At 62.5% G+C, this 23373-nt stretch carries 20 protein-coding genes; 6 read left to right on the forward strand and 14 right to left on the reverse strand.

All coding sequences use genetic code 11. From position 1 onward, the window contains the following. Window positions 1-11: 11 nt before the first annotated feature. Entirely contained in the window at window positions 12-644 is a 633-nt protein-coding gene (locus tag NA647_RS13795) for an SCO family protein (protein ID WP_256058191.1), read from the forward strand. Window positions 645-760: 116 nt separating this feature from the next. On the opposite strand, the gene NA647_RS13800 is transcribed toward NA647_RS13795, so the two are convergent. The 3 genes from NA647_RS13800 to NA647_RS13810 are packed head-to-tail and all read right to left on the reverse strand — an operon-like array spanning window position 761 to window position 3265. Next, window positions 761-1534 carry a MetQ/NlpA family ABC transporter substrate-binding protein gene (locus tag NA647_RS13800; RefSeq protein ID WP_256058192.1) on the reverse strand — a complete coding sequence of 258 codons (774 nt, stop codon included), beginning with the start codon at window positions 1532-1534 and terminating at the stop codon, window positions 761-763. A 58-nt stretch (window positions 1535-1592) separates the two neighbouring features. Further along, entirely contained in the window at window positions 1593-2258 is a 666-nt protein-coding gene (locus NA647_RS13805; RefSeq protein ID WP_256058193.1) for a methionine ABC transporter permease, read from the reverse strand. Next, window positions 2258-3265, reverse strand: coding sequence for a methionine ABC transporter ATP-binding protein (locus tag NA647_RS13810; RefSeq protein WP_256058194.1), 1008 nt, complete (start codon window positions 3263-3265; stop codon window positions 2258-2260). Before NA647_RS13810 ends, NA647_RS13805 begins: the two co-directional genes overlap by 1 nt. Window positions 3266-3531: 266 nt before the next feature. Here NA647_RS13810 and katE point away from each other — a divergent pair, with 266 nt between their 5' ends. Further along, window positions 3532-5667 carry a catalase HPII gene (katE, locus tag NA647_RS13815; RefSeq protein ID WP_256058195.1) on the forward strand — a complete coding sequence of 712 codons (2136 nt, stop codon included), beginning with the start codon at window positions 3532-3534 and terminating at the stop codon, window positions 5665-5667. Between the two features lie 232 nt (window positions 5668-5899). On the opposite strand, the gene NA647_RS13820 is transcribed toward katE, so the two are convergent. The 4 genes from NA647_RS13820 to zur are packed head-to-tail and all read right to left on the reverse strand — an operon-like array spanning window position 5900 to window position 8448. Continuing rightward, a complete protein-coding gene (locus NA647_RS13820) occupies window positions 5900-6397 on the reverse strand; it encodes a YgjP-like metallopeptidase domain-containing protein (RefSeq protein WP_256058196.1) in 498 nt (165 codons plus the stop codon). Between the two features lie 6 nt (window positions 6398-6403). Next, window positions 6404-7189 carry a zinc ABC transporter permease subunit ZnuB gene (znuB, locus tag NA647_RS13825; RefSeq protein ID WP_256058198.1) on the reverse strand — a complete coding sequence of 262 codons (786 nt, stop codon included), beginning with the start codon at window positions 7187-7189 and terminating at the stop codon, window positions 6404-6406. 6 nt (window positions 7190-7195) lie between these two features. Beyond that, window positions 7196-7966 carry a zinc ABC transporter ATP-binding protein ZnuC gene (gene znuC / locus NA647_RS13830; protein WP_256058199.1) on the reverse strand — a complete coding sequence of 257 codons (771 nt, stop codon included), beginning with the start codon at window positions 7964-7966 and terminating at the stop codon, window positions 7196-7198. Next, window positions 7963-8448, reverse strand: a complete 486-nt coding sequence (zur, locus tag NA647_RS13835) for a zinc uptake transcriptional repressor Zur (protein ID WP_256058200.1) — start codon at window positions 8446-8448, stop codon at window positions 7963-7965. Before zur ends, znuC begins: the two co-directional genes overlap by 4 nt. A gap of 65 nt (window positions 8449-8513) precedes the next feature. On the opposite strand from zur, the gene NA647_RS13840 reads away from it, so the two are divergent. The 3 genes from NA647_RS13840 to NA647_RS13850 all read left to right on the forward strand — a co-directional run bounded on the left by NA647_RS13840 (window position 8514) and on the right by NA647_RS13850 (window position 12541). Then, window positions 8514-9485: a zinc ABC transporter substrate-binding protein gene (locus NA647_RS13840; protein WP_256058201.1), complete on the forward strand. Its 972-nt coding sequence runs from the start codon at window positions 8514-8516 to the stop codon at window positions 9483-9485. Window positions 9486-9635: 150 nt separating this feature from the next. After that, a complete protein-coding gene (locus NA647_RS13845; protein WP_423836478.1) occupies window positions 9636-11795 on the forward strand; it encodes an adenosylcobalamin-dependent ribonucleoside-diphosphate reductase in 2160 nt (719 codons plus the stop codon). Between the two features lie 50 nt (window positions 11796-11845). Beyond that, window positions 11846-12541 carry an NrdJb gene (locus NA647_RS13850; protein ID WP_256058203.1) on the forward strand — a complete coding sequence of 232 codons (696 nt, stop codon included), beginning with the start codon at window positions 11846-11848 and terminating at the stop codon, window positions 12539-12541. A 294-nt stretch (window positions 12542-12835) separates the two neighbouring features. Here the strand turns inward: NA647_RS13850 and ppnN are convergent, their stop codons facing one another. The 7 genes from ppnN to NA647_RS13885 all read right to left on the reverse strand — a co-directional run bounded on the left by ppnN (window position 12836) and on the right by NA647_RS13885 (window position 20229). Continuing rightward, a complete protein-coding gene (ppnN, locus tag NA647_RS13855; RefSeq protein WP_256058204.1) occupies window positions 12836-14209 on the reverse strand; it encodes a nucleotide 5'-monophosphate nucleosidase PpnN in 1374 nt (457 codons plus the stop codon). Between the two features lie 370 nt (window positions 14210-14579). Continuing rightward, entirely contained in the window at window positions 14580-15512 is a 933-nt protein-coding gene (locus tag NA647_RS13860; RefSeq protein ID WP_256058205.1) for a phosphatidate cytidylyltransferase, read from the reverse strand. A 1-nt stretch (window position 15513) separates the two neighbouring features. Continuing rightward, window positions 15514-16134 (reverse strand): lysophospholipid acyltransferase family protein, encoded by a 621-nt coding sequence (locus tag NA647_RS13865; RefSeq protein WP_256058206.1) that lies wholly within the window; start codon window positions 16132-16134, stop codon window positions 15514-15516. Window positions 16135-16239: 105 nt separating this feature from the next. After that, the gene (locus NA647_RS13870) at window positions 16240-17994 is read right to left on the reverse strand and encodes a bifunctional alpha/beta hydrolase/class I SAM-dependent methyltransferase (protein WP_256058207.1); all 1755 of its coding nucleotides are present in this window, start codon (window positions 17992-17994) and stop codon (window positions 16240-16242) included. 23 nt (window positions 17995-18017) lie between these two features. Beyond that, window positions 18018-18626 carry a CDP-alcohol phosphatidyltransferase family protein gene (locus tag NA647_RS13875; protein ID WP_256058208.1) on the reverse strand — a complete coding sequence of 203 codons (609 nt, stop codon included), beginning with the start codon at window positions 18624-18626 and terminating at the stop codon, window positions 18018-18020. A 340-nt stretch (window positions 18627-18966) separates the two neighbouring features. After that, complete coding sequence (locus tag NA647_RS13880) at window positions 18967-19917, reverse strand: homoserine kinase (RefSeq protein ID WP_256058209.1); 951 nt, start codon at window positions 19915-19917, stop codon at window positions 18967-18969. Between the two features lie 30 nt (window positions 19918-19947). Further along, window positions 19948-20229 (reverse strand): DUF2782 domain-containing protein, encoded by a 282-nt coding sequence (locus tag NA647_RS13885; RefSeq protein WP_256058210.1) that lies wholly within the window; start codon window positions 20227-20229, stop codon window positions 19948-19950. A gap of 74 nt (window positions 20230-20303) precedes the next feature. Between NA647_RS13885 and polA the strand changes: the two genes are divergently transcribed. Beyond that, the gene (gene polA, locus NA647_RS13890; RefSeq protein WP_256058211.1) at window positions 20304-23048 is read left to right on the forward strand and encodes a DNA polymerase I; all 2745 of its coding nucleotides are present in this window, start codon (window positions 20304-20306) and stop codon (window positions 23046-23048) included. Window positions 23049-23373 lie beyond the last annotated feature (325 nt).

The following is a 23373-nucleotide window of genomic DNA, read 5'->3' on the forward strand; positions in this document are numbered from 1 at the left end:
CAAGGAACCCCATGACCCGCATCCAGAAAACCGTATTCGTTCTCGTCGCGCTGGTCGCGCTGGTCATCGGCCTGACGGTTTCCAAAGTGCTCAATACCGAGCGCCAGCTCGATACTGCCGAGCTGTTGGATGCGGGCATCGTGCTCCTGCCCCAAGGCCGCGGCATGCCGGAACTGACGCTGACCAACCAGGACGGCGAATCGGTGTCGCTGCAGCAACTGGAAGGGCAGTGGAACCTGCTGTTTTTTGGCTACACCTTTTGCCCGGATATCTGCCCGGCTACGCTGGCCGAACTGCGGCAACTGCGCGGTATGCTTTCGGAGGAGACGCGCCAACGGATGCAGCCGATCCTGGTTAGCGTCGACCCCGAGCGCGATACGCCGGAGCAGCTGAAAACCTATCTCGATTATTTCGATGCAGGATTCATCGGCCTGACCGGGCCGCTGGATAACATCCAGACGCTTGCCAACGCCGCCGGCGTGCCCTTCATTCCGGGCGATACCTCGAAAGAAAACTACACCGTCGACCACGGCGGCAATCTCGCGCTGATCGGCCCTGATGGCCGCCTGCGTGGCTTCATCCGCGCGCCGATGCGTACCCAGAAGCTTGCGGAGCAATTGCCAATGGTACTGGCGCTGGAGTAAGCACCTTGGGCCGCCCGGCCCGCTCTAGAACGAAACCCTGCCGTAGGGCCGAACTTGTTACGGCCATGAACGACGAACCCCGCACGCGGCGGGGTTCGTTGTCAGCTCGGAAAGAATCAGAAGGCGGGAACGACCGCGCCCTGGTACTTCTCTTCGATGAACTTGCGGACCTCTTCGCTATGCAGTGCGGCAGCCAGCTTCTGCATGGCGGCGCTGTCCTTGTTGTCCGGGCGGGCAACAAGAATGTTCACGTAGGGCGAGTCGCTGCCTTCGATCATCAGGGCATCTTCGGTGGGGTTGAGCTTGGCTTCCAGCGCGTAGTTGGTGTTGATCAGCGCCAGATCGACCTGGGTTAGCACGCGCGGCAGGGTCGCGGCTTCCAGTTCGCGGACCTTGATGTTCTTCGGGTTCTCGGCGATGTCCTTCGGCGTGGCGGTGATGCCGGCGCCTTCTTCAAGGGTGATCACGCCGGCTTTGGCCAGTAGCAGCAGCGCACGGCCGCCATTGGTGGCATCGTTGGGGATGACCACGTTGGCGCCTTTCGGCAGTTCGTCCAGTGATTTCAGCTTGCTGGAATAAGCGCCGAAGGGCTCGATATGCACACCGGCTACGCTGACCAGCTCGGTGCCCTTGCCCTTGTTGAACTCATCCAGGTACGGCTGATGCTGAAAGAAGTTCGCGTCCAGGCGCTTCTCGGCGACCTGGATATTCGGCTGCACGTAGTCGGTGAAGACCTTGATCTTCAGATCGACGCCCTGCTCGGCCAGCTGGGGTTTGATGAATTCGAGGATTTCCGCGTGCGGGACGGCGGTCGCGGCGACGTTCAGTTCGTCGGCAGCCTGGGCGGAGAAGGCCGCGACGGCGGCGAAAGCGGCAAGCAGTTTTTTCATCGTTTGGTTCCTTCAGAAGGTGAGCGGGTTGCGATGGTTCGCTCGCCCTGGTTGCGGTTCATTTGCGTGAAAAATGGATAACCAGCTTGTCGCCGACGCTCTGCAGCACCTGCACCAGTACCAGCAGCAGGACTACAGTGACGACCATCACATCGGTCTGGAAGCGCTGGTAGCCGAAGCGGATCGCCAGGTCGCCGAGACCGCCGGCCCCTACCACACCGGCCATCGCGGTATAGGACACGAGGGTGATGGCGGTGACGGTGATAGCCGCGATGATGCCCGGCCGCGCCTCCGGCAGCAATGTGCTGAAGATGATCTGTCGCGTGGTGGCACCCATCGCCTGGGTCGCCTCGATGATGCCGCGGTCCACCTCGCGCAGGGCGGTTTCTACTAGCCGCGCGAAGAAGGGTGCGGCGCCCACCACCAGCGGCGGGATGGCACCGGCCACGCCCAGCGAGGTGCCGGTCAGCAGCACGGTGAAGGGAATCATCACGATCAGCAGAATGATGAACGGCAGCGAGCGCAGCACGTTGACCACGAACGACAGCAGGGCATACAGCGGGCCGTTCTCAAACAATTGGCGCGGCCCGCTGAGAAACAGCAGCACGCCCAGCGGCAGGCCGAGCAGGATGGTGAACAGCAGCGAGCCGCCGAGCATCAGCAGGGTGTCGAGCGTCGCCAGCCAGATTTCGTACCAATCCACATTCGTGAAAAGAGCATCCATCAGCGCAGCACCTCCACGTGAACATCGGCGCTATCGAAGCGGGACAGGGCGGCTTGCATGTCGCCGCCGGTGAGTGCCAGCGTCAGCTGGCCGTAGGGGGTGTCCTTGATGCGGTCGATGCGCCCCGAGAGGATGCTGAAATCGACGCCCGTCTCGCGCGCCACGGTGCCCAGCAGTGGCTGGTAGGTCGACTCGCCCTGAAAGGTCAGGCGCAGGATGCGGCCCGGCACGTGGGCGAAGTCGTCGCGCTGCTCACCCTCATCCACCGCCTCGTCTTCCAGTACGAAGCGCTGGGTAGTCCCATGCTGCGGATGCAGGAACACATCGGTCACCGGGCCCTGCTCGACGATCACACCGCCATCCATCACCGCCACGCGGTCGCAGACCCGGCGGATCACATCCATCTCATGGGTGATCAGCACGATGGTGAGGTTCAGCTCGCGGTTGATCTCCGCCAACAGCTGTAGCACCTGCGCGGTGGTCTGCGGATCGAGGGCGCTGGTGGCCTCGTCGCAGAGCAGAATGTCCGGTTCGGTGGCTAGTGCGCGGGCGATGCCGACGCGCTGCTTCTGCCCACCGGACAGCTGCGCGGGGTATTTGCGTGCATGATCCTTTAGGCCGACCCGGTCGAGTAGGGCGGCTACGCGGCGTTCGATATCGCCTTTCGAGTAAGTGCCGGCCAGGCGCAGCGGCATGGCGACATTGTCGGCCACGGTCTTAGACATCAGCAGATTGAAGTGCTGGAAGATCATCCCGACGCGCTGGCGGAAGCGCCGCAGGCCGTCGGCGTTCAGTGCGGTGACGTCCTCGCCGTTGACCAAAATGCGCCCGCCGGAAGGTTCTTCCAGCCGGTTGATCAGACGCAGCAGGGTGCTTTTGCCGGCGCCGGAGTGGCCGATCAGGCCGAACACTTCGCCGGCTTCGATTCGGAAGCTCGTCGGCTGCAGCGCCATCACGTCGCGACTGGCGACGCGATAGGTCTTGTGGACGTCATAGAATTCGATCACGGGCGAACCTGTAGATAGGGTCGATACCGGCAGCATCGGCCGGCAAAAGATCGGCATTCTACCGCATCCGGCGCGCAGGCTCAGCCGCCGGACGGCACGGCTGTCGGCGCCGATCATTGCGACCTCCTATCGCCATCATTAGAAAAGCAAATTAGCGCAAGACCGACCTTGTACACGTCGCGGCTGTCAGTTTACCGAGCGCCGTGGAAAAGCCGGGTCAAGCAGACGGTCCGCCACGGCTTGCGCAACCCATTGCGAGGCCCTCCATGACCGACATCAAAGCCCCACGTAACGAAATAGCCGGCACTGATACGCCGGACCGCGCCAACCGCAACGCCAAGCTCGACCAGTTGGAAAGCTTCCGTTCCGATGCCACCGGACAGGCGCTGACCACTAATCAGGGCGTGAAGATTGCTGACAACCAGAACACCCTCCGTGCTGGCGACCGTGGCCCCTCGCTGCTCGAAGATTTCATCATGCGCGAGAAGCTCACCCACTTCGACCACGAGCGCATTCCCGAGCGCATCGTTCACGCGCGCGGCTCGGCGGCCCATGGCGTGTTCGTCAGCTACGGCGACCATAGCTGGCTGACCAAGGCCTCGTTCCTCGCCGCCGAAGGCAAGGAAACCCCGGTATTTGCGCGTTTCTCCACGGTGCAGGGTTCGCGCGGCTCCGCGGACACGGTGCGCGATGTGCGCGGTTTTGCCACCAAGTTCTACACCGACGAAGGCAACTTCGATCTGGTCGGTAACAACATGCCGGTGTTCTTCATTCAGGACGCGATCAAATTCCCGGACTTCGTGCATGCGGTCAAACCCGAGCCACACAACGAAATCCCGCAGGCGCAATCGGCCCATGACACCTTCTGGGATTTCGTCTCGTTGACGCCGGAATCGGCGCATATGGTGCTCTGGACTATGTCCGACCGCGCCATTCCGCGTAGCTACCGGGCGATGGAGGGCTTCGGCGTACACACCTTCCGCCTGATCAATGCCGAGGGGGTCTCCCGCTTCGTCAAGTTCCACTGGAAGCCGGTGGCCGGCGCGTTCTCACTGGTCTGGGACGAGACACTGAAGATCGCTGGCAAGGACCCGGACTTCAACCGCCGCGACATGTGGGAATCCATCGAGAGCGGCGACCCCTTCGAATGGGAACTGGGGGTGCAGGTGGTCGAGGAAGCCGACGAGCACAGCTTCGATTTCGATCTGCTCGACCCGACCAAGATCATCCCGGAGGAGCTGGTGCCGGTGCAGAAGCTCGGCAAGATGACGCTTAATCGCAACCCGGACAACTTCTTCGCCGAGACCGAGCAGGCAGCCTTCCACATCGGTCACATCGTGCCGGGCATAGATTTCACCAACGACCCGCTGCTGCAGGGCCGGCTGTTCTCTTACACCGACACTCAGCTGCTGCGCCTGGGCGGCCCGAACTTCCACGAGATTCCGATCAACCGGCCGCTGTGCCCGCTGCACAACAATCAGCGCGATGCGTTCCATCGACAAGCCATCCACAAGGGTCGCGCGAACTACGAGCCCAACTCCATTGATGGTGGCTGGCCCAAGGAAACCCCGCCAGGGGCGCAGGGCGGCGGCTTCGAGAGTTATCCGGAGCGCGTCGAAGGGCACAAGATTCGCAACCGCAGCGCGTCGTTCGGCGACCATTTCTCACAGGCCACGCTGTTCTGGAACAGCATGAGCGAGCCGGAGAAGGAGCATATCATCGGCGCCTACACCTTCGAGCTGGGCAAGGTGGAGCGGGTGTTCATCCGCGAGCGGCAGGTCAATGAGATTCTCGCCAATATCGACCTGGAACTGGCCCGCCGCGTGGCGGAAAACCTCGGTCTGCCGGCACCGAGCGCACCCAGCGTAGCGAAGAAGGATCCGGCGACGCCGAGTTCGCCAGCGCTGAGCCTGATGAACCATGCGCCGGGCAATATCAAGTCGCGCAAGGTGGCGATCCTCGTGGCCAACGGTGTCGATGGCGCGGCCATCGACGCGTTCAAGGCCAAACTCGCCGAAGAGGGCGCCTTCGCCAAACTGATCGGCCCGTCGCCGGCACCGGTAAAGACCGCTGAAGGCAAAGTGCTGGTGATCGATGCGGCCATGGACGGCATGCCGTCTGTGATGTTCGACGCCGTGTTCGTACCCGGCGGGGCGGACGCGGCAGCGGCCATGGCCCAGTCCGGCGAGGCCAGGCACTACCTGCTGGAGGCCTACAAGCACCTCAAGCCAGTCGTCGTGCTCGGCGCGGCGCGTCCGCTGCTGGCGTCGCTGAACCTCATGCCCGACGCCGGTCTGCTGGAAGGCGATGACGTCGATGCGGTATTCAGCAGCTTCGCCCAGGCCCTCGGCCAGCACCGCGTCTGGGCACGCGAGGCGGCAGCCAAGGCGGTGCCGGCGTAAAGGTGGGCGTAGCGTAGATGGCCGAAGTCATCCACGCGGGGCCAGGCACGTCGCATGGCGTGGCACCGGTGGTGGTGGGCTGAAGCCCACCCTACGGGTCCAATCGAGTCGCTTACCGGCGCGGTTGTACAGGTCTCAACCGTAGGGTGGGCTTCAGCCCACCGCGGCGAGTTTGCTGCCTGATCGCAGGGCCCACGCTCGAATGTGGGCTCCGCTTTCGGCCGGCTCGACGTCAGTTGTCCTGCAGCTCGCGCCAATGCAGGTACAGCCGCAGATCGAACTCGATCTGGCCATAGCCCGGCAGCATGTGTTCGCAGAGCTTGTAAAAGGCGCGGTTGTGCTCGGATTCGCGCAGATGCGCCAGTTCGTGGACGACGATCATCTTCAGGAATTCCGGTGCCGCGTCCCGAAACAGCGAGGCGACCCGGATTTCCTTCTTCGCTTTCAGCTTGCCGCCCTGCACGCGTGACACAGCAGTATGCAAGCCCAGGGCACGGTGGGTGAGGTCGAGGCGATTGTCATAGAGCACCTTGTCGATCGGCGGCGCGCTTTTCAGGTGATCCTGCTTCAGGCGCTGCACATAGCCGTACAACGCCTTGTCGCTCTGGTGTTCATGGCGGCCCGGGTAGCGGCGCTGTAGATAGTCGCCCAGACGCTGTTCGGCGATCAGCTGGCGGACCTGCTCCAATAGCGGCTCGGGATAGCCGCGCAGGTATTTCAGATCAGTCATGGCCGTTCAATTGCGCTTGCGCCAGGCGAAGCTGAGCAGGAACAGCGCGGCGGCGCTGACGACGATCGAGGGCCCAGCTGGCGTGTCCTGATACCAGGACAGCGACAGTCCGAAGCAGACCGCCAGCAGGCCCAGCAGGCTTGCGCCCAGGGCCATCTGCTCCGGCGTGCGGGCGTGGCGCTGGGCCGCGGCGGCCGGGATGATCAGCAGGGAGGTGATCAACAGCACGCCGACGATCTTCATCGCCACGGCGATCACCATGGCGATCAGCAGCATCAGTGCCAGGCGGATGGCCGCGACGGGCAGGCCTTCCACCTTCGCCAGCTCCTCGTGCACCGTCACTGCCAACAGCGGACGCCACAGCGGGATCAGCACCAGCAGCACCAGCGCGCTACCGCCTGCGATCCAGGCCAGATCGGTCGGGCCCACGGCCAACAGGTCGCCGAACAGGTAGCCCATCAGGTCGATGCGCACATCCTGCATGAAACTCAGCGAGACCAGCCCGAGCGACAAGGTGCTGTGCGCGAGGATGCCGAGCAGGGTGTCGGAAGCCAGTGGCTGGCGCTGTTGCAGGGTCACCAGCAACACCGCCAGCAGCACGCAGCAAACGACGACCGCGAGGGTCAGGTTGACCTCCAGCATCAGTCCCAGCGCCACGCCGAGCAGCGCGGAATGGGACAGCGTATCGCCGAAATAGGCCATGCGCCGCCAGACCACGAAGGAGCCGAGTGGGCCGGCGACCAGTGCCAGGGCGAGGCCGGCGAGCAAGGCGTTGAGGAGAAAGTCGGGCATCGTTGGTCAGTGCTTGCAGTTCGGGCCGTGAACGTGGGTTTTACCGGTGATTACGCCGCCATGTAGGTCATGGCTGTGATCGTGCTGGTGGTGATAGATCGCCAAACTACGCGCGTCTTGACCGAATAGCTCGATGAAAGCTGGATCGGTGCTGACCTGTTCCGGATGACCGGAGCAGCACACGTGACGGTTCAGGCAGACCACTTGGTCGGTGGCGCTCATCACCAGATGCAGGTCATGGGAGACCATCAGCACGCCGCAGCCGTAACGCTCGCGTAGCCGGCCGATCAGTCGATAGAGCTCCGCCTGGCCGGCGACATCGACGCCCTGCACCGGTTCGTCGAGTACCAGCAACTCCGGTTCGCGCAGCAGCGCGCGGGCCAGCAGCACCCGTTGCATTTCGCCGCCCGAAATCGATTGCAGCGGGCTGTCGATCACCTGTTCGGCACCCACTTCGCTCAGCGCTCTGAGCGCAGCGGCGCGATCTACGCCCGGAACCAGACGCAGGAACCGTAGCACCGAGAGCGGCAGGGTGGCATCGACGTGAAGCTTCTGCGGCATATAGCCGACACGCAGCTTCGGCTTGCGCCAAACGGTGCCGCTGTCCGGTTTCAACAACCCCAGTACCGCGCGCACCAGCGTGGTCTTGCCGGCGCCGTTGGGGCCGATCAGCGTGACGATTTCGCCACGCTGCACTTGCAGCTGCACGCCTTCGAGCACCGCCTGCTTGGCGAAGCGGACATGGATGTCATCCAGGCGGATCAGCGCCTCGCTCATGCCGCACTCCGGCAGGTCGCGCAAAGACCGACCACTTCAACGGTCTGGCCTTCGACCTGGAAATTCACGCTGTGCGCAGCCTGATTGATGGCTTCGCTGACGATCGATTGTTCCAACTCGATCGCAGTGTGGCAGTTGCGGCAAATCAGAAATTGTCCCTGATGCGGATGTTCAGGGTGATTGCAGCCGATGAAGGCGTTGAGCGATGCGATGCGATGTACCAGGCCGTTTTCCAGCAGAAAGTCCAGCGCACGGTAGACGGTCGGCGGCGCGGCACGGCGGCCGTCCTGCTCGGTCAGCGCACCGAGAATGTCGTAAGCGCCGAGCGGCTTGTGGCTTTGCCAGACCAATTCCAATACACGCTTGCGTAGCGCAGTCAGGCGCACTCCGGCGCGGGCGCAAAGGGCATCGGCTTCGGCCAGCGCACTACTGACGCAGTGTTCATGGTTATGGGGAGTGCAGGCCAGCGGAGTATTAGGCATGAGCGGCGACGAGATGTTGGAGAGACGTTATTATGTTACCCATTCAGTCCAGCCGAGTGTTGCCCGTGTTTCGCCTTTTTTCATTACCTTTGCTTGTAACCCTTATCTTTCTCGGTAGCGCGCCAGCGCGCGCCGAGGTGGAACTACTGACCAGCATCAAGCCCCTGCAGCTCATCGCTGCGGCCGTTCAGGACGGTGTGGGCGAACCGCAGGTGCTGCTCCCGGCGGGCGCGTCTGCCCATCATTACGCGTTGCGCCCTTCCGACGTACGGCAGATTCGCAGTGCCGATCTGTTTTATTGGATTGGCCCGGATATGGAAGCGTTCTTGGAACCGGTGTTGAAAGGCCGTGAAGGGCCGAGCGTCGCCGCACAGGCGCTGCCGGAGCTGACATTGCGTCATTTCGGTGATGAGCATGCCGAGTCTCATCAGGGACATGCCGAGCATGCGCACGAAGCCGACGATCATGCACACGAAGCTCACGCGGCTGGCGGCCACCATGACCACGCCCATCGCCCCGGCAGTCTCGATGCGCATCTCTGGCTGTTGCCGGCCAATGCCTTGGTCATAGCCGCAGACATGGCCGACAACTTGGCGGCCGTCGACCCAGCCAACACAGCGCGTTATCAGGCGAATCTCGAGGCATTCCGGCAGCGTTTGGACGCGCTCGATCAGCGCCTGACGAAGCGGCTAAGCGATACCAGCAAAAAACCCTTCTTCGTCTTTCATGAAGCCTATGACTATTTCGAGGCAGCCTATGGCATTGCGCATACCGGTGTGTTCGCTGCTGGCGAGGCACAGCCGGGGGCGCGTCATGTCGCCGAAATGCGTCAACGCCTGGAGCAGGCCGGGCCCAGCTGCGTATTTTATGAGCCGCCGATCCGTCCGCGTCTGGCCGACAGCCTGATCAGAGATCTACCGGTGCAAGTGGCCGCGCTGGACGCAATGGGTCAGGACATTGAAGCCACAGCCGGGGGATACGAGCGTTTGATCGAAAATCTCGGCACCTCGCTCACTGCATGTCTGGACAATCTGTAAGTCACTGAAAGAAAAGAATGCCCGTAATACTCACAACGTCGCTCTGAAGCGCCACCGGTCAGGAGTTGCGCTCGACAACCGGCAACTTGATAAATGTCATCCCAAGCCGTGCCGGGCTGGCTTAAGCTTCGGTTTTCCCACCGCACGAGGATGCGCAGCATGGCGAAGACCGACGGGCCGATTGCGGCAGACAGTAAAACCACCGCCGGAATCGCCCTGCAAGCGGCTTCCGAGGATATATGGGCGCAGAAGTACCGCCTGACCGCCAAGGATGGCACGCCGGTCGACGGCAGCGTCGACGCCACCTGGCAACGGGTCGCGCGCGCCCTGGCCGACGTCGAGCCGGACGAGCAGCGCGAGCATTGGTACGAGCGCTTTCTTTGGGCGCTGCGCAATGGTGCGATTCCCGCCGGGCGGATCATTTCTAATGCCGGCGCACAGGACTACAAACCCGCCACTTCGACCATCAACTGCACCGTTTCGGGCACCATCGCCGATTCGATGGACGACATCTTGGGCAAGGTCCACGAAGCTGGATTGACGCTCAAGGCCGGCTGCGGCATCGGCTACGAATTCAGCACCCTGCGCCCGCGTGGCTCCTTCGTCTCCGGAGCTGGCGCGCATACCAGCGGGCCGCTTTCGTTCATGGATATCTTCGACAAGATGTGTTTCACCGTCAGCTCCGCAGGCGGTCGCCGTGGCGCGCAAATGGGCACCTTCGACGTCGGCCATCCGGACGTGCGCGAATTCATCCGCGCCAAGCGCGAAGACGGCCGCCTGCGCCAGTTCAACCTCAGCCTGCTTATCACCGATGAATTAATGCAGGCGGTCGAAGCCGACGGAGAATGGCCGCTGATCTTCCCGCTGCACCTCAAGGAAAAGGCCGAGCTGGATCTGGACGACCCCGAGCAGATCGTCTGGCGTGAATGGCCGAGCCACGAGGGCTACATTGTCCGCGACGACGGCCTGATCGCCTGCAAGATCTACGGCCGGGTCAAGGCGCGGCACCTGTGGGACATGATCATGGTCTCCACCTACGATTACGCCGAGCCGGGCTTTATCCTCATCGACCGCGTCAACCAGTTGAACAACAACTGGTGGTGCGAGGCGATCCGCGCAACCAATCCTTGCGGTGAGCAACCTCTGCCGCCCTATGGCTCTTGCCTGCTGGGCTCGATCAACCTAACCAACTTCGTGATCGAACCATTCGGCGTCGATGCCCGTTTTGATTGGGACAAGTACCGCGAAGTGGTGCGCCTGTTCACCCGCATGCTCGACAATGTCGTGGAAATCAATGGCCTGCCGCTGCCGCAGCAGCGTCACGAGATCGAGCACAAGCGCCGCCATGGCATGGGCTTCCTCGGCCTCGGCTCGACCCTGACGCTGCTCAAGCTGCGTTACGGCAGCCCGGAAGCCTGCGTGTTCACCGAAGAAGTCGCCCGGGAGATGGCGCTGGTCGGCTGGGAAGTGGCGCTCGAGCTGTCGAAGGAAAAGGGGCCGGCGCCCCTGCTGGCCCAAACCTTCGAAGTCACCGCCGAGATGCTGCGCAAGCGCCCAGAGATGAAGAAGCACGGTTACAAGGTCGGCGACCAGGTGCCAGGCCGCGTGCTGCACGCCAAGTATTCGCGTTACATGCAGAAGATCGCTGAATACGCGCCCGAGCTGATCGAGGCGCTGGCCGAGCAGGGCGCGCGCTTCACCCACCACAGCTCCATCGCGCCTACCGGCACCATCAGCCTGAGCCTGGCCAACAACGCTTCCAACGGTATCGAGCCGAGCTTTGCCCATCACTATTCGCGCAATCTGATCCGTGCCGGGCGCAAGGCCAAGGAAAAGATTGAGGTGTTCAGCTACGAACTGCTGGCTTACCGCACGCTGATCAATGAGCGCGCCAAGCCGGGTTCCGACGCGCCGGGCGAGAAGCTGCCCGAGTACTTCATCACCGCCGACGACATCACCCCGACCCAGCACGTCGACATCCAGGCCGCGGCACAGAAGTGGGTCGACTCGTCGATTTCCAAAACTGCCAACGTCCCCACCGATTACCCGTTCGAGGCGTTCAAGGACATCTACCGTTACGCCTGGCGCCAGGGCCTCAAAGGTTGCACCACCTTCCGCTTCAACCCGGCGGCGTTTCAGGGCGTGCTGGTCAAGGAAGCCGACCTGGAGAAAACCCTGTACCGCTTCATTCTTGAAGACGGCAGCGTGGTCGAGTTGAAAGGAAATGAAGAGGTCGAATACGACGGCGAGGTCAATTCCGCCGCCAACCTGTTCGATGCCCTCAAAGAAGGCTATTACGGCAAGTATTGAGCCCCGACCAGTAGCCGGGCGGCGCGCGCCGCCCGGATGGAGAACCTGTAATGACCGTCAAGATTACTCAGCGCATCAAGGGCTTCAAGGTTGTCGATGAGACCCTCGAACGCCCCGCCGTAACGCCCGACAGCAACGCCAGCAAGGCGAAGGTGGTGGAGATGGACGAAAGTCTGCAACGCCCCGAAACGCTGGTCGGCATGACCTACAAGATCAAGTCGCCGCTGTTCGAGCACGCGCTCTATGTCACCGTTAACGATGTCGTGCTCAACGCCGGTACGCCCCACGAGCAGCGCCGGCCGTTCGAGATCTTCATCAATTCGAAGAACATGGATCATTTCCAGTGGATCGTCGCGCTCACCCGGATCATGTCCGCAGTGTTCCGCAAAGGCGGCGACTGCACCTTCCTGGTCGAGGAGCTGAAGGCGGTATTCGACCCGCGTGGCGGCTATCTAAAGAAGGGCGGCGTCTACATGCCTTCCATCGTCGCCGAAATCGGCGGTGTGCTGGAGCGCCATTTGATTGCCATCGGCATGCTCGAAGGCCATGCGCTGGACGAAACCCAGCTCAAATACCTGGCCGAAAAACGCGCCGCCTACGAAGCCAGCCAGGGCGCGGTGGCGGTCGAGCCGGGCGAAGGCTTTCCGGCTGGCGCGCAACTGTGCAACAAGTGCAACACCCAGGCGGTGGTGCTGATGGATGGTTGCGCTACGTGTTTGAACTGCGGAAATTCGAAGTGCGGTTGAACACGTCGTCGGATCGCGACTTCGGACCGTCGGATTACGCCTTCGGCTAATCCAACCTACGTTGACTAGAGGATTGCGGCTGCTTTGCAGGATGGAATCGCCGAAGGCGCTTCCGTCGTTTACCGCGTAGCGTTTGCTTCTTCAGCCTTGGCTGTCGGCTGGACGAGCACCTGGCCCGCCGTATCGAGCGGGCCTGGCTCTGCTAGATATTAGAAACGGCTCCAGCAGGCCGGGGTTAGCGCTTCGACAGAGGGGCGAGCGACCGTAGTCGTTGCGGCCCCCCGGTTCGGGATATCAGCTCACTACCCGGTAGCACGGCTCGTAAGGCCGTCCGCCGGGTAGCTTCATCCGATGCTGCAGGACGAACGCCTGCAGCAACTCGTCCAAGGGTTTCATGATTGCCGCGTCGCCGTGGATCTCGTAACGGCCGTGCTTTTCGATGCGGCGGATACCCTTGTCCTTCACGTTACCGGCGACGATCCCGGAGAACGCCCGGCGCAGGTTTGCCGCCAGTTCGTGGGGGGGGACGTCACGGGTCAGGCGCAGGCTGGCCATGTTCTCGTGTGTCGGGTCGAACGGATGCTGGAAGCCTTCGTCGATCTTCAGTAACCAGTTGAAGTGGAAGGCGTCGTTGCGCTCGCGACGGAACTGCTTGACGGCTTTCAGCCCCTCGACCATCTGCCGGGCCACCTCGGCCGGGTCGTCGATGACGATCTGGTAGTGACGCTGGGCTTCTTCGCCAAGTGTCGCGCCTACGAAATCGCGCAGCTGCTGGAGGTAAGGCGCGGCGCTTTCCGGGCCGGTGAGGATGACCGGGAAGGGCACGTCGCGGTTATCCGGGTGCAGCAGGATGCCCAGCAGATAAAGGAATTCCTCCGCCGTGCCAACGCCGCCGGGGAAGATGATGATGCCGTGGCCCACGCGGACGAAAGCCTCCAGGCGCTTCTCGATATCCGGCAGAATCACCAGCTCGTTGACGATTGGGTTCGGTGCTTCGGCGGCAATGATGCCCGGCTCGGTCAGGCCCAGGTAACGGCCACCGACGATGCGCTGTTTGGCATGGGCGATGGTCGCGCCCTTCATCGGACCTTTCATCACACCCGGGCCGCAACCGGTGCAGATATTCAAATTGCGCAAGCCCAGCTCGTGGCCGACACGTTTGCTGTACTGGTATTCCTCGCTGCTGATCGAATGCCCACCCCAGCAAACCACCATGTTCGGCTCGATGCCCGAGCGCAGGGTGCGTGCGTTGCGCAGCAGATGGAAAACGTAGTCGGTGATGCCGGCAGAGCTGCTCAGGTCGATGCGCGAGCTGCCCAGTTCGCTCTCGGTATAGACAATGTCGCGCAATGCGCTGAAGAGCATTTCTCGTGTGCTGGCGATCATCTCACCGTCGACGAAGGCATCGGCGGGCGCGTTGATCAGCTCCAGACGTACGCCGCGATCCTGCTGATGGATACGAACCTCGAAGTCGTCGTAAGCCTCGAGCACGGTCTTGGCGTTGTCGATGCGCGCGCCGGTGTTGAGAATCGCCAGCGCGCACTGACGGAATAGTGTGTAGGTGCTGCCCGAGCTGGCTTCGCTGAGTTGTTGTACTTCCCGCTGGGACAGTGTTTCCAGGCTGCCCTTGGGGGCTACCGAGGCATTGATTACATAGCGTGAGGTCATTCGTTCTGTTCCCTGAAAACAATGCCACCGAGCCAGGCAGGTCAGGTGCATCAGGTTGGTAAGCGCAGTGCGGTGTGGCCGCGCATGGTGCGGTCGCCCGGGCTAGCATCGCGCTAGCTTCCTCATTGCGATGCTTCGTCCAGATCGCCACAACGACAGCCGGGCTGAGACCGGCCATCTTACACCTGCCGCAGCGGCGCGCAGGGTGGGTTTACTTGACGTCCAGGACACGAGAAAGGTTCCGCACGATTAGCTGGCGGTTGGGTTGGGATGCATCCGGCGCGTCTCGCCACCACGGTTCGACAGTTGGCGGCGCAGTTGCACTTCGCCGCCTTAGTCCATTTCGTTCACGGCAGCAGGGGAGCTGCGCTTACGCCCACCAATAACGCACCGTGTGAAAAAAGATCGGTGCGGCGAAGCATACCGAATCGAGGCGGTCGAGCATGCCGCCGTGCCCTTCGATCATGTGCCCCCAATCCTTCACGCCACGGTCGCGTTTGATCGCCGACATCACCAATCCGCCGAAGAAGCCGAGCAGATTCAGCGTCAGTGCGATCAGCGCTGCCTGCCAGAAAGTGAAGGGGGTGATCCAGAACAGCGCCGCGCCGATCAGCGTCGCCAGCGCGATGCCGCCAACGAAGCCTTCGACGGTTTTCGACGGCGACAGGCTGGGCGCGATTTTGCGTTTGCCGGCCAGCTTGCCGCAGACGTATTGCAAAACATCGGAGAGCTGCACCACGATCACCAGCCAAGCGATCAGCAGCAGGTTGCGGCCTTCGAAGCCGGCGATCTCCAGCGTCAGTAGCGCCGGGACGTGAGACACGCAAAACACTGCGATCATCAGCCCCCACTGCACCTTCGAGGCGCGTTCGAGATAGCGCGTGGTGTCGCCGCCCAGCGAGGCGAGGATCGGCAACAGCAGGAAGATGTACACCGGAATGAAGATCGCGAACAGGCCGTACCAGCCGATGCCGACCAGCAGATACTGCACCGGCAGCACGAAATAGAACGCCGTGATCAGCGCCGGATAGTCGCTGCGCCGGGTCGGTGCCAAGGTCATGAACTCGCGCAGGGCAAAGAAGGAAACCAGGTAGAACAGGATCACCACCGCCGTGTGCCCGAGCCAGAAGGCGATGCCGATCACCGCGACCATCACCCACCAGGCGTTGATGCGCGCGTTGAGGTTGTCAATTACCGGGTTCTCGGCGTCGCCACTGCGGCGTTTAAGTACGAAGCCGATCAGCGAGGCCAGGGCGAGCAGGGCGCCGATCCCGGCGAACAGCATGAGTGTGTTGTTATCCATGTCAGGCTTCCTCCGGCGCCAGTTCCAGCAGCGCCTGGCGGGCGCGAGTCAGGAACGCATCCTTGTCTTCGTTCTCGTCGATGCTTAGCGGCGCGCCGAAACTGATCGTGCACAGCAGCGGCAAGGGCAGCGAGTGGCCCTTTGGCATCACGCGGTTGAGGTTGGCGATCCATACCGGCACCAGCTCCACGGCGGGTCGCGCCTGGCCGAGACGGTAGAGCCCGCCCTTGAACGGCAGCAGACCTTCTTCGAGATTGCGCGTGCCCTCCGGGAACAGGATCAACGAATGCCCTTCATCCAGTGCATCGAGCATCGGCTGCAACGGATCGACCGACGGGTCGCGCCGCTCACGGTCGACCAGCACGCCGTGAAACACGCGATTGATGATGAAGCGGCGCATCTGTCCCTTCTGCCAGTAATCCGCACCGGCTACCGGTCGGGTGCGTTTGCGCAGTTCGGGCGGCAGGGAGGCCCAGAGCAGCACGAAGTCGCCATGGCTGGTGTGGTTGGCGAAGTAGATACGCTGGGTGCGGGCCGGTGCGCAGCCCAGCCAGAGACTGCGCGCACCGGTGAGCAGGCGGGCCCCGGAGGTGAGCAGGAAAGCGGACAGGTAGCCGAGCATCGATTGTCCCTCAGGCCTCGCAGGCCGGTAGTAGTGAGGAGGCCAGCGCAGCCAGAAGCTGGCGCGCAAACTTACAACAGTGGCGGGGTGGGGTAGAGGGACGCATCAGCTGACTCTCTGCGCCAGCGAAACACTGAAAATGCCCCATTCATCGATCCGCTGGGTCAGCTTGCGAAAGCCGGCCGCCTCGACCAACTGGTCCATTTCCGCCTGGCTGCGTCGACGCATGATCCAGGCTTGGCCGTCGCGGTGGCTGGTCAGGGCGCGGGCGATCAGCTCTAGCTGCGGATGCCAGGGTTGGCCGGTATAGATGAGATATCCCCCCAGCGGCACTGCCTCGGCCAGCCCGGCCAGTGAGTTCGCTAGCAATTGGTTGTCCCTAAACAGCTCATAGAGACCAGAGACGACGGCCAGTGTCGGTTTGGGATCGAGTGCGGCCAGGCTGGCCTGGTCGAAGGCATCTGCCTTGATGAAGCGGGCAATGGCACCGAGACCCTTTTCGCCGATCAACTTGGTGCCGTCGCCTACGTTGAGGTCGCTGTAATCGCGCAGCAGTATCGTCTCGGGCAGCGGTTCCACATGCTCCAGGGCTTCGAGGATGTAGCGACCGTGACCGGCGGCTATGTCGACTATATGCACCGGCGCGTCAGCCTCGCGCAGATGCGCGATGGCTAGTTGCAACAACTCTTCGACATGTCGCTTGCGTTGGCGAATACCGCGCCAGCCGATGGAATCCAGATAGTGCCGGTCGATCAGTCGACCCAGCGCCGATTTGCCGTTCGACTGGTTGCGATAGACGTAGTCCAGCGTGCTGCCAGAATCGAAGCCGGTCTCGAATCCCAGCCGGATACCGGCCGACATGCTCGCGGCCAGCCGCATGCCTGCACGCGTCGCGCGCCAGTACAGGTTCCGCATGGAGTGCTTCGGCAAGGCCGCAGCCAGCGCCTCGGCTTCGGCGCAGCTGGGGCCGATACGATCGGCATCCAGCAGGCAATGGCGCTCGGTGGCCGTCTGGAAGCTCTGCAAAATGAAGCGCCGAACACGACCGAGAGCCTGATGACGGTCACGCTCACCCAGCGTGTCGTGGAAAAATCCCGGAAGGATGTGTTTCTCCTTGCGTGCGCTACCCAACCGCGCGAAGAACTGCTCCTGCGGCTTGCGCTTGACCACAAAGTCGGCGCCGGAAATCAGCAACTGCGTCGGAATATGAATTGCCTCGGCATCGGCCACCACTCGCTTCGCCGCCTGATGCAGACCTAGCAGCATGTTCACCGAGATCGCCCTGGCAATCAGCGGGTCGCTCCTGTAGCTGGCGATGCGCGAGGTGTCGTGAGTCAGCAGTCTTGGCTTCACGTAGCTGTCGATGAAGAAATTGCCACGCCAGGCACGCAACAACGCCAGGCCTTGGCGCGCGAAGGGCACGTAGAGCTTTACCTGAAACGCCGGCGAGGCAAGCACCATAGCGCGGATTTTCGGTGCGTAGTCATGGGCCCAGGCCGACACGATCACCGCGCCGACGCTTTGTGCCAGCACCACCATGTCCGTTTCGTCTATTCCGTGCTGTTCGCCGATGTGTGCGATGAATGTCTGCACGTCGCGCACGCTGGTGGCGAAGCTGGGGCTATCACCGCGCAGGCCCGGCGATTGGCCGTGGCCACGAGCGTCCCAGGCAAATACATCGAATCCGGGAAGATCCAGCTCATCGGCCAAATGGGCCATACGCCCCGAGTGTTCATGACCGCGATGAAACATCACCAGCGCTTGGCGCGTCGCAGCGTTTTCGGCAGTTGCCGGCCAGTGGCGATAGAAGAGCTCCACGCCGTCATGGGTGGTGAAGCTGCAAGCGTCGGAGGTTCGCATCCGGAAATCCTTTTCCAAAATATTCAGGCGGCTGTTTCGTTCAGTCCTTGGCGTACACGGTTGATCAGCGTGTACAGCGCAAGGGCGGCGATCAGCAGCAACGCTGCGTTGATCCAGCTTGCCGGCAACCAGCCGCAGGCCACGCCAGCGGCCAGTACGCCGAAGGCAAAGGCGCGGTCGCTCTTGCCCATGGGACCGTCGTAGCGACGGGAGGAACCGACCATCAATCCTAGGACGCCAGCGTATTCACTGATCATCGCCAGCAGTACCACAGCGATGACCGCCTGCGGCCAAACGCCAGCGATCAGTGCGAAAGGAAGGTAGAGGGCGCTATCCGCTACGACATCACAGAGCTCGTTGAGATAGGCACCCAGCCTGGACTGCTGGTGAAATTCTCGCGCCAGCATTCCATCGATGGCATTGAGCGCCATGCGCAAAAGCATCCAGATGGGGATCAATGCAAAAAGCCAGGTCTGCTGGACCCTCAGAGCGATGACGCCAGCGACCAGTAGCGACAGTACGAGGGCGGCGATGGTGACCTGGTTGGCGGTAATGCCGAGCGCGTGGAGGCGTTGCACCAACGGGCGCAGCAGATCCTGAAAGCGTGGCTTGAGCTGATAGATGGAGAGCATCATCGATTCCTTTCGATGTGGGGCATGGTGTGCACGAATGATTGTGCAAGCCGGCTAGCGATCAATCGGAGCCGGACTTTGGGGAAAAACAGGGCGCGTGGCAAGTAGGCTCAGCGGCGCGCCGCTGTTTTTGGGAGCTGGTCGTCGTCAACTATAGAAAGACCCGTTATGGCGCTGGGTACACTGCGATTTGATGCGTCAGCCAAGTATCCAAAGTTCGGAGATCCACCCCGCGCTTCGGTACACGGCCGCTGCAGTTCGGCCAGGTCTTCGATGCGTGTGGGTCCGGCGTTCCTTGCGTTCGCAATCTTTCGCCGTGTTCAGCCTTTTGGCCTGGCTATCAGAGCGCAAACGGCAATGCGCTATGGCATTGCCGGCGGGCGGCGAGCAGGCGGCGGAATTCTTCAGGGTCCTTGATCAGCACGGGTTGCCCGGCGAAGTTCTGCGCGGCGATCAGGCGCGAGAGCCAGAAACGCACGCCAGCCACGCGCAGCATCGGCTGCCACAACTCGGCCTCGGCCGGGGTGAAGCGGCGCAGGCTGGAGTAGGCGGCGAGCAGCGCCTGGCTGCGCTCCTCGTCGAGTTCACCGTTGGGGTGGCTGCACCAATCGTTAACCGTGATGGCGATGTCGTAGAGCATTGGCCCGGAGCAGGCATTGTAAAAATCGATCACGCCGGTCAGGTGACCCCCCTCGAAGAGCACGTTGTCGCGGAACAGGTCGGCGTGCAGGTTGGCGCGGGGCAGGGCGAGGATCTTCGGTTTCAGCTCGGCGATTTCCGTCAGGCTGTCGCGCAGTAGCGGTAGCTGGGCCTCCGGCAGTCCCATGGCGATGCTGGGGCCCTCTTCTTGCATCCAGTCCAGGCCGCGGTCGCTGCGTCGCTCGATGATATGTTCGCGCGTTGTCAGATGCAGGCGCGCCAGCAGTCGGCCCACTTCGCTGCAGTGATGGGCATTGGGCGCCGCGACGTGCCGGCCCGGTAAGCGCGGTTGCAGCAGCGCCGGCTTGCCTGCCAGGTTGCGCAGGGCTTCGCCGTCGGCGGTCTGTAGTGCGTAAGGCACCGGCAGGCCTGCCCGGTGCAGTACTTCGAGCAGCTCGATGAAGAACGGCAGGTCCTGGGTCGGTCCACGCTCAACCAGGGTCAGAACGTACTGACCCTGTTCCAGGCTGACGAAGAAGTTGCTGTTTTCGCTGCCGGCGGCGATGCCCTCGAACTCTTGCAGACGGCCTAGCCCATAAGGCGCCAGAAAAGCTTCCAGTTCTTCGTGTTGCAGCGGGGTGAATACCGACATGAGTGGCCTTCCGTTATCGTCGTCGCCGCGTTACCAGCTGAAGATTTCCCAGGCGGGGATCAGCATGTCCGGTCGGTCGGCCCGGATGAAATTGCTGTCGCCATCGGCGCGCACCAGAAAATAGGGTTTGCCGGTCTTGGGGATGATCTTCACAGCATAGAGGAAGCCGTTAACCCGGTACTCTTCGACGGTCCGCTCACCTTCCTGGCGAATGGTCACGTCAGGCTCACCTTCGACCGACTCCTGGGCAAAACCGGTCAGCGGCACGAGCGCCAGCAGGCTGGCCAGCAACAGAGATTTGACTGCACGCATGATAACCTTGCCCTTTGTCGTCAAGTGGTCCCTGCATTCTAGCCCCGGACCCGCCGAAAAGGTTGATCCCGCTCATGAGTCAAACGCCCCTGGTTTTGGTGGACGGTTCGTCCTACCTCTATCGCGCCTTCCATGCCCTGCCGCCGCTGACCACCTCTACCGGCAAGCCCACCGGTGCGGTTAAAGGCGTGTTGAACATGCTGCTGTCGCTGCGCCGGCAGTATCCGGACAGCCCCTTCGCGGTCGTCTTCGATGCCAAGGGGCCGACCTTCCGCGACACGCTGTTTGCCGAGTACAAATCTCACCGTCCGCCGATGCCGGATGACCTGCGTGGCCAGGTCGAGCCGCTGCACGCCAGCGTTCGCGCGCTCGGCATGCCGCTGTTGTGCGTGGACGGGGTCGAGGCCGACGACGTGATCGGCACCTTGGCGCGCCAATGCGCAGCCCTCCAGCGCGACGTCGTCATCTCCACTGGCGACAAGGACATGGCGCAGCTGGTCTGCCCTCACGTCACGCTGGTCAACACCATGACCGGCAGCGTCTATGACATCGAGGGTGTACGGACCAAGTTCGGCGTCGGTCCCGAGCTGATCATCGATTTCCTCGCGCTGATGGGCGACAAGGTCGACAACATCCCCGGCGTGCCGGGTGTCGGCGAGAAGACCGCCTGCGGCTTGCTCAACGGCATTCCCGGCGGACTTAAGGGACTCTACGAGAACCTCGACAAGGTCTGCGATTTGCCCATTCGCGGCGCCAAGTCGCTGGCCGCCAAGCTCGAAGAGCACCGCGACGCCGCGTTCATGTCCTATGAGCTGGCAACGATCAAGATCGACGTGCCGCTGGACGTCGAAGTGGGCGACCTGATGCCCGGCGAGCCCCACCGCGAAGCCCTGATTGCACTGTACCGCGAGCTGGAATTCAAGAACTGGCTCGATGAACTGCTGCGCGAGGCGAAAGCCGCCGGGGAAGACTGCGAGGTGCAGCCTGAAGGCTGCTCGATCCAGGCCGAGGCCGAATACACGACGATCTTCGAGCAGGCCGAGTTCGACACTTGGCTCGAACGCCTGAACAGCGCCGAGTGCTTCGCCTTCGATACCGAGACCACCAGCCTCGATGCGCAGAAGGCGCAGCTGGTCGGCGTGTCTTTCGCCATCGAAGCCGGCAAGGCGGCCTATGTACCGCTGGGCCACAGCTACATGGGCGTGCCGCAGCAGCTTGATCGCGATGCCGTGCTCGCCGCGCTCAAGCCGCTGCTGGAGGACGCCGGCAGGCGCAAGATCTGCCAGCACGGCAAGTACGACATGAACGTGCTGATGCACTACGGCATCGAGATGCGCGGCATGACCTTCGACACCATGCTCGAATCCTACGTGCTCGACGCCACGGCCACCCGCCACGACATGGACAGCCTGGCGCTCAAGTATCTCGGGCGCGGCACTATTCGCTTCGAGGACATCGCCGGCAAAGGCGCTAAGCAGCTGACCTTCGACCAGATCGCTATCGAGCAGGCCGGACCCTATGCCGCCGAGGATGCCGACGTCACCCTACGTTTGCATCAGGCGCTCATGGGCAAGCTGGAAGCAACGCCGTCTCTGCTCAAGGTGCTCAACGAGATCGAGATGCCGCTGGTGCCAGTTCTGGCGCGCATCGAGCGCAACGGCGCGCTGGTCGATGCCAACCTGCTCGGGCTGCAGAGCGTCGAGATTGGCAACAAGCTCGTCGAGCTGGAGCGCGAGGCCTATGACATCGCTGGCGAGGAATTCAACCTCGGCTCGCCCAAGCAGCTCTGCGCAATCCTCTATGACAAGCTCGGCTGCCCGGTGCTGTCGAAGACCGCCGGCGGCCAGCCGTCCACGGCCGAAAGCGTGTTGGCCGACCTGGCCGAAAAGGATTACCCGCTGCCGAAAGTAATCATGCAGCATCGCAGCTTGAGCAAGCTCAAGGGCACCTACACCGACAAGCTGCCGCTGCAGATCAACCCGCGCACCGGACGTATTCACACCAGCTACCACCAGGCCGTGACGGCGACCGGGCGGCTATCGTCGAGCGACCCGAATCTGCAGAACATCCCGATCCGCACCGCCGAGGGCCGGCGCATCCGCCAGGCATTCGTCGCCGCGCCGGGCTACAAGCTACTGGCCGCGGACTATTCGCAGATCGAGCTGCGCATCATGGCGCACCTGGCGCAGGACGAAGGGTTGCTCTATGCCTTCCAGAATGACTTGGATGTGCATCGCGCCACCGCCGCTGAGGTGTTCGGCGTGGAGCTGGATCAGGTCAGCAATGACCAGCGACGCAGCGCCAAAGCGATCAACTTCGGTCTGATCTATGGCATGAGCGCGTTCGGGCTGGCCAAGCAGATCGACGTCAGCCGTGGTGAGGCGCAGGCCTATATCGATCGCTATTTCGCGCGCTACCCCGGCGTGCTCGCCTACATGGAGCGCACCCGCACGCAAGCGGCGGAGCAGGGCTACGTGGAAACGCTGTTCGGGCGCCGGCTGTATCTGCCCGAGATCAACTCGAAGAACGGTGCCATGCGCAAGGGCGCCGAACGCACCGCGATCAATGCGCCGATGCAGGGCACTGCGGCGGACATCATCAAGCGCGCCATGATCAGTGTGGACAACTGGCTGCAGGGCAGCGGTCTAGACGCCCGGGTAATCCTGCAGGTGCACGACGAACTGGTGCTGGAAGTCCGCGAAGATCTAGTCGAGCAGGTGCGCGAGACGATCTGTCCGCTGATGAGCCAGGCCGCCGAGCTGGACGTGCCGCTGTTGGTGGAAGCGGGCGTGGGCGACAACTGGGACGAGGCGCATTGAGGCGAGCATAGTCGAAGCGAAACGAAATTATTTTTCATGACCCATTGAACTCATGACGCAAAAGGCGAGTCATAGGCTTCGGAGGGTGTCAAAACCCTTCGATGCTCCTTGTTGTGTTAAGTGTTGGCAGATCATCTGGACCTCGCCCTAGCGGTCCGGATTTGGAACCTCGAACTTCCCCCTCCCCCAACGAAGTTCGAGGTTTTTTTTGCCTGTTGAAAATTCCTGCACTCTTCGTATGGCCGAATTCATTAGGTGATAGTCCCACGGCGGCCGAACAAGTTTGGCCCTACCGGACTGCAAGGCGCGTTGGGTCCGCCGGACT

Source organism: Stutzerimonas stutzeri, from assembly GCF_024448985.1.
GTDB lineage: Bacteria > Pseudomonadota > Gammaproteobacteria > Pseudomonadales > Pseudomonadaceae > Stutzerimonas > Stutzerimonas stutzeri_AP.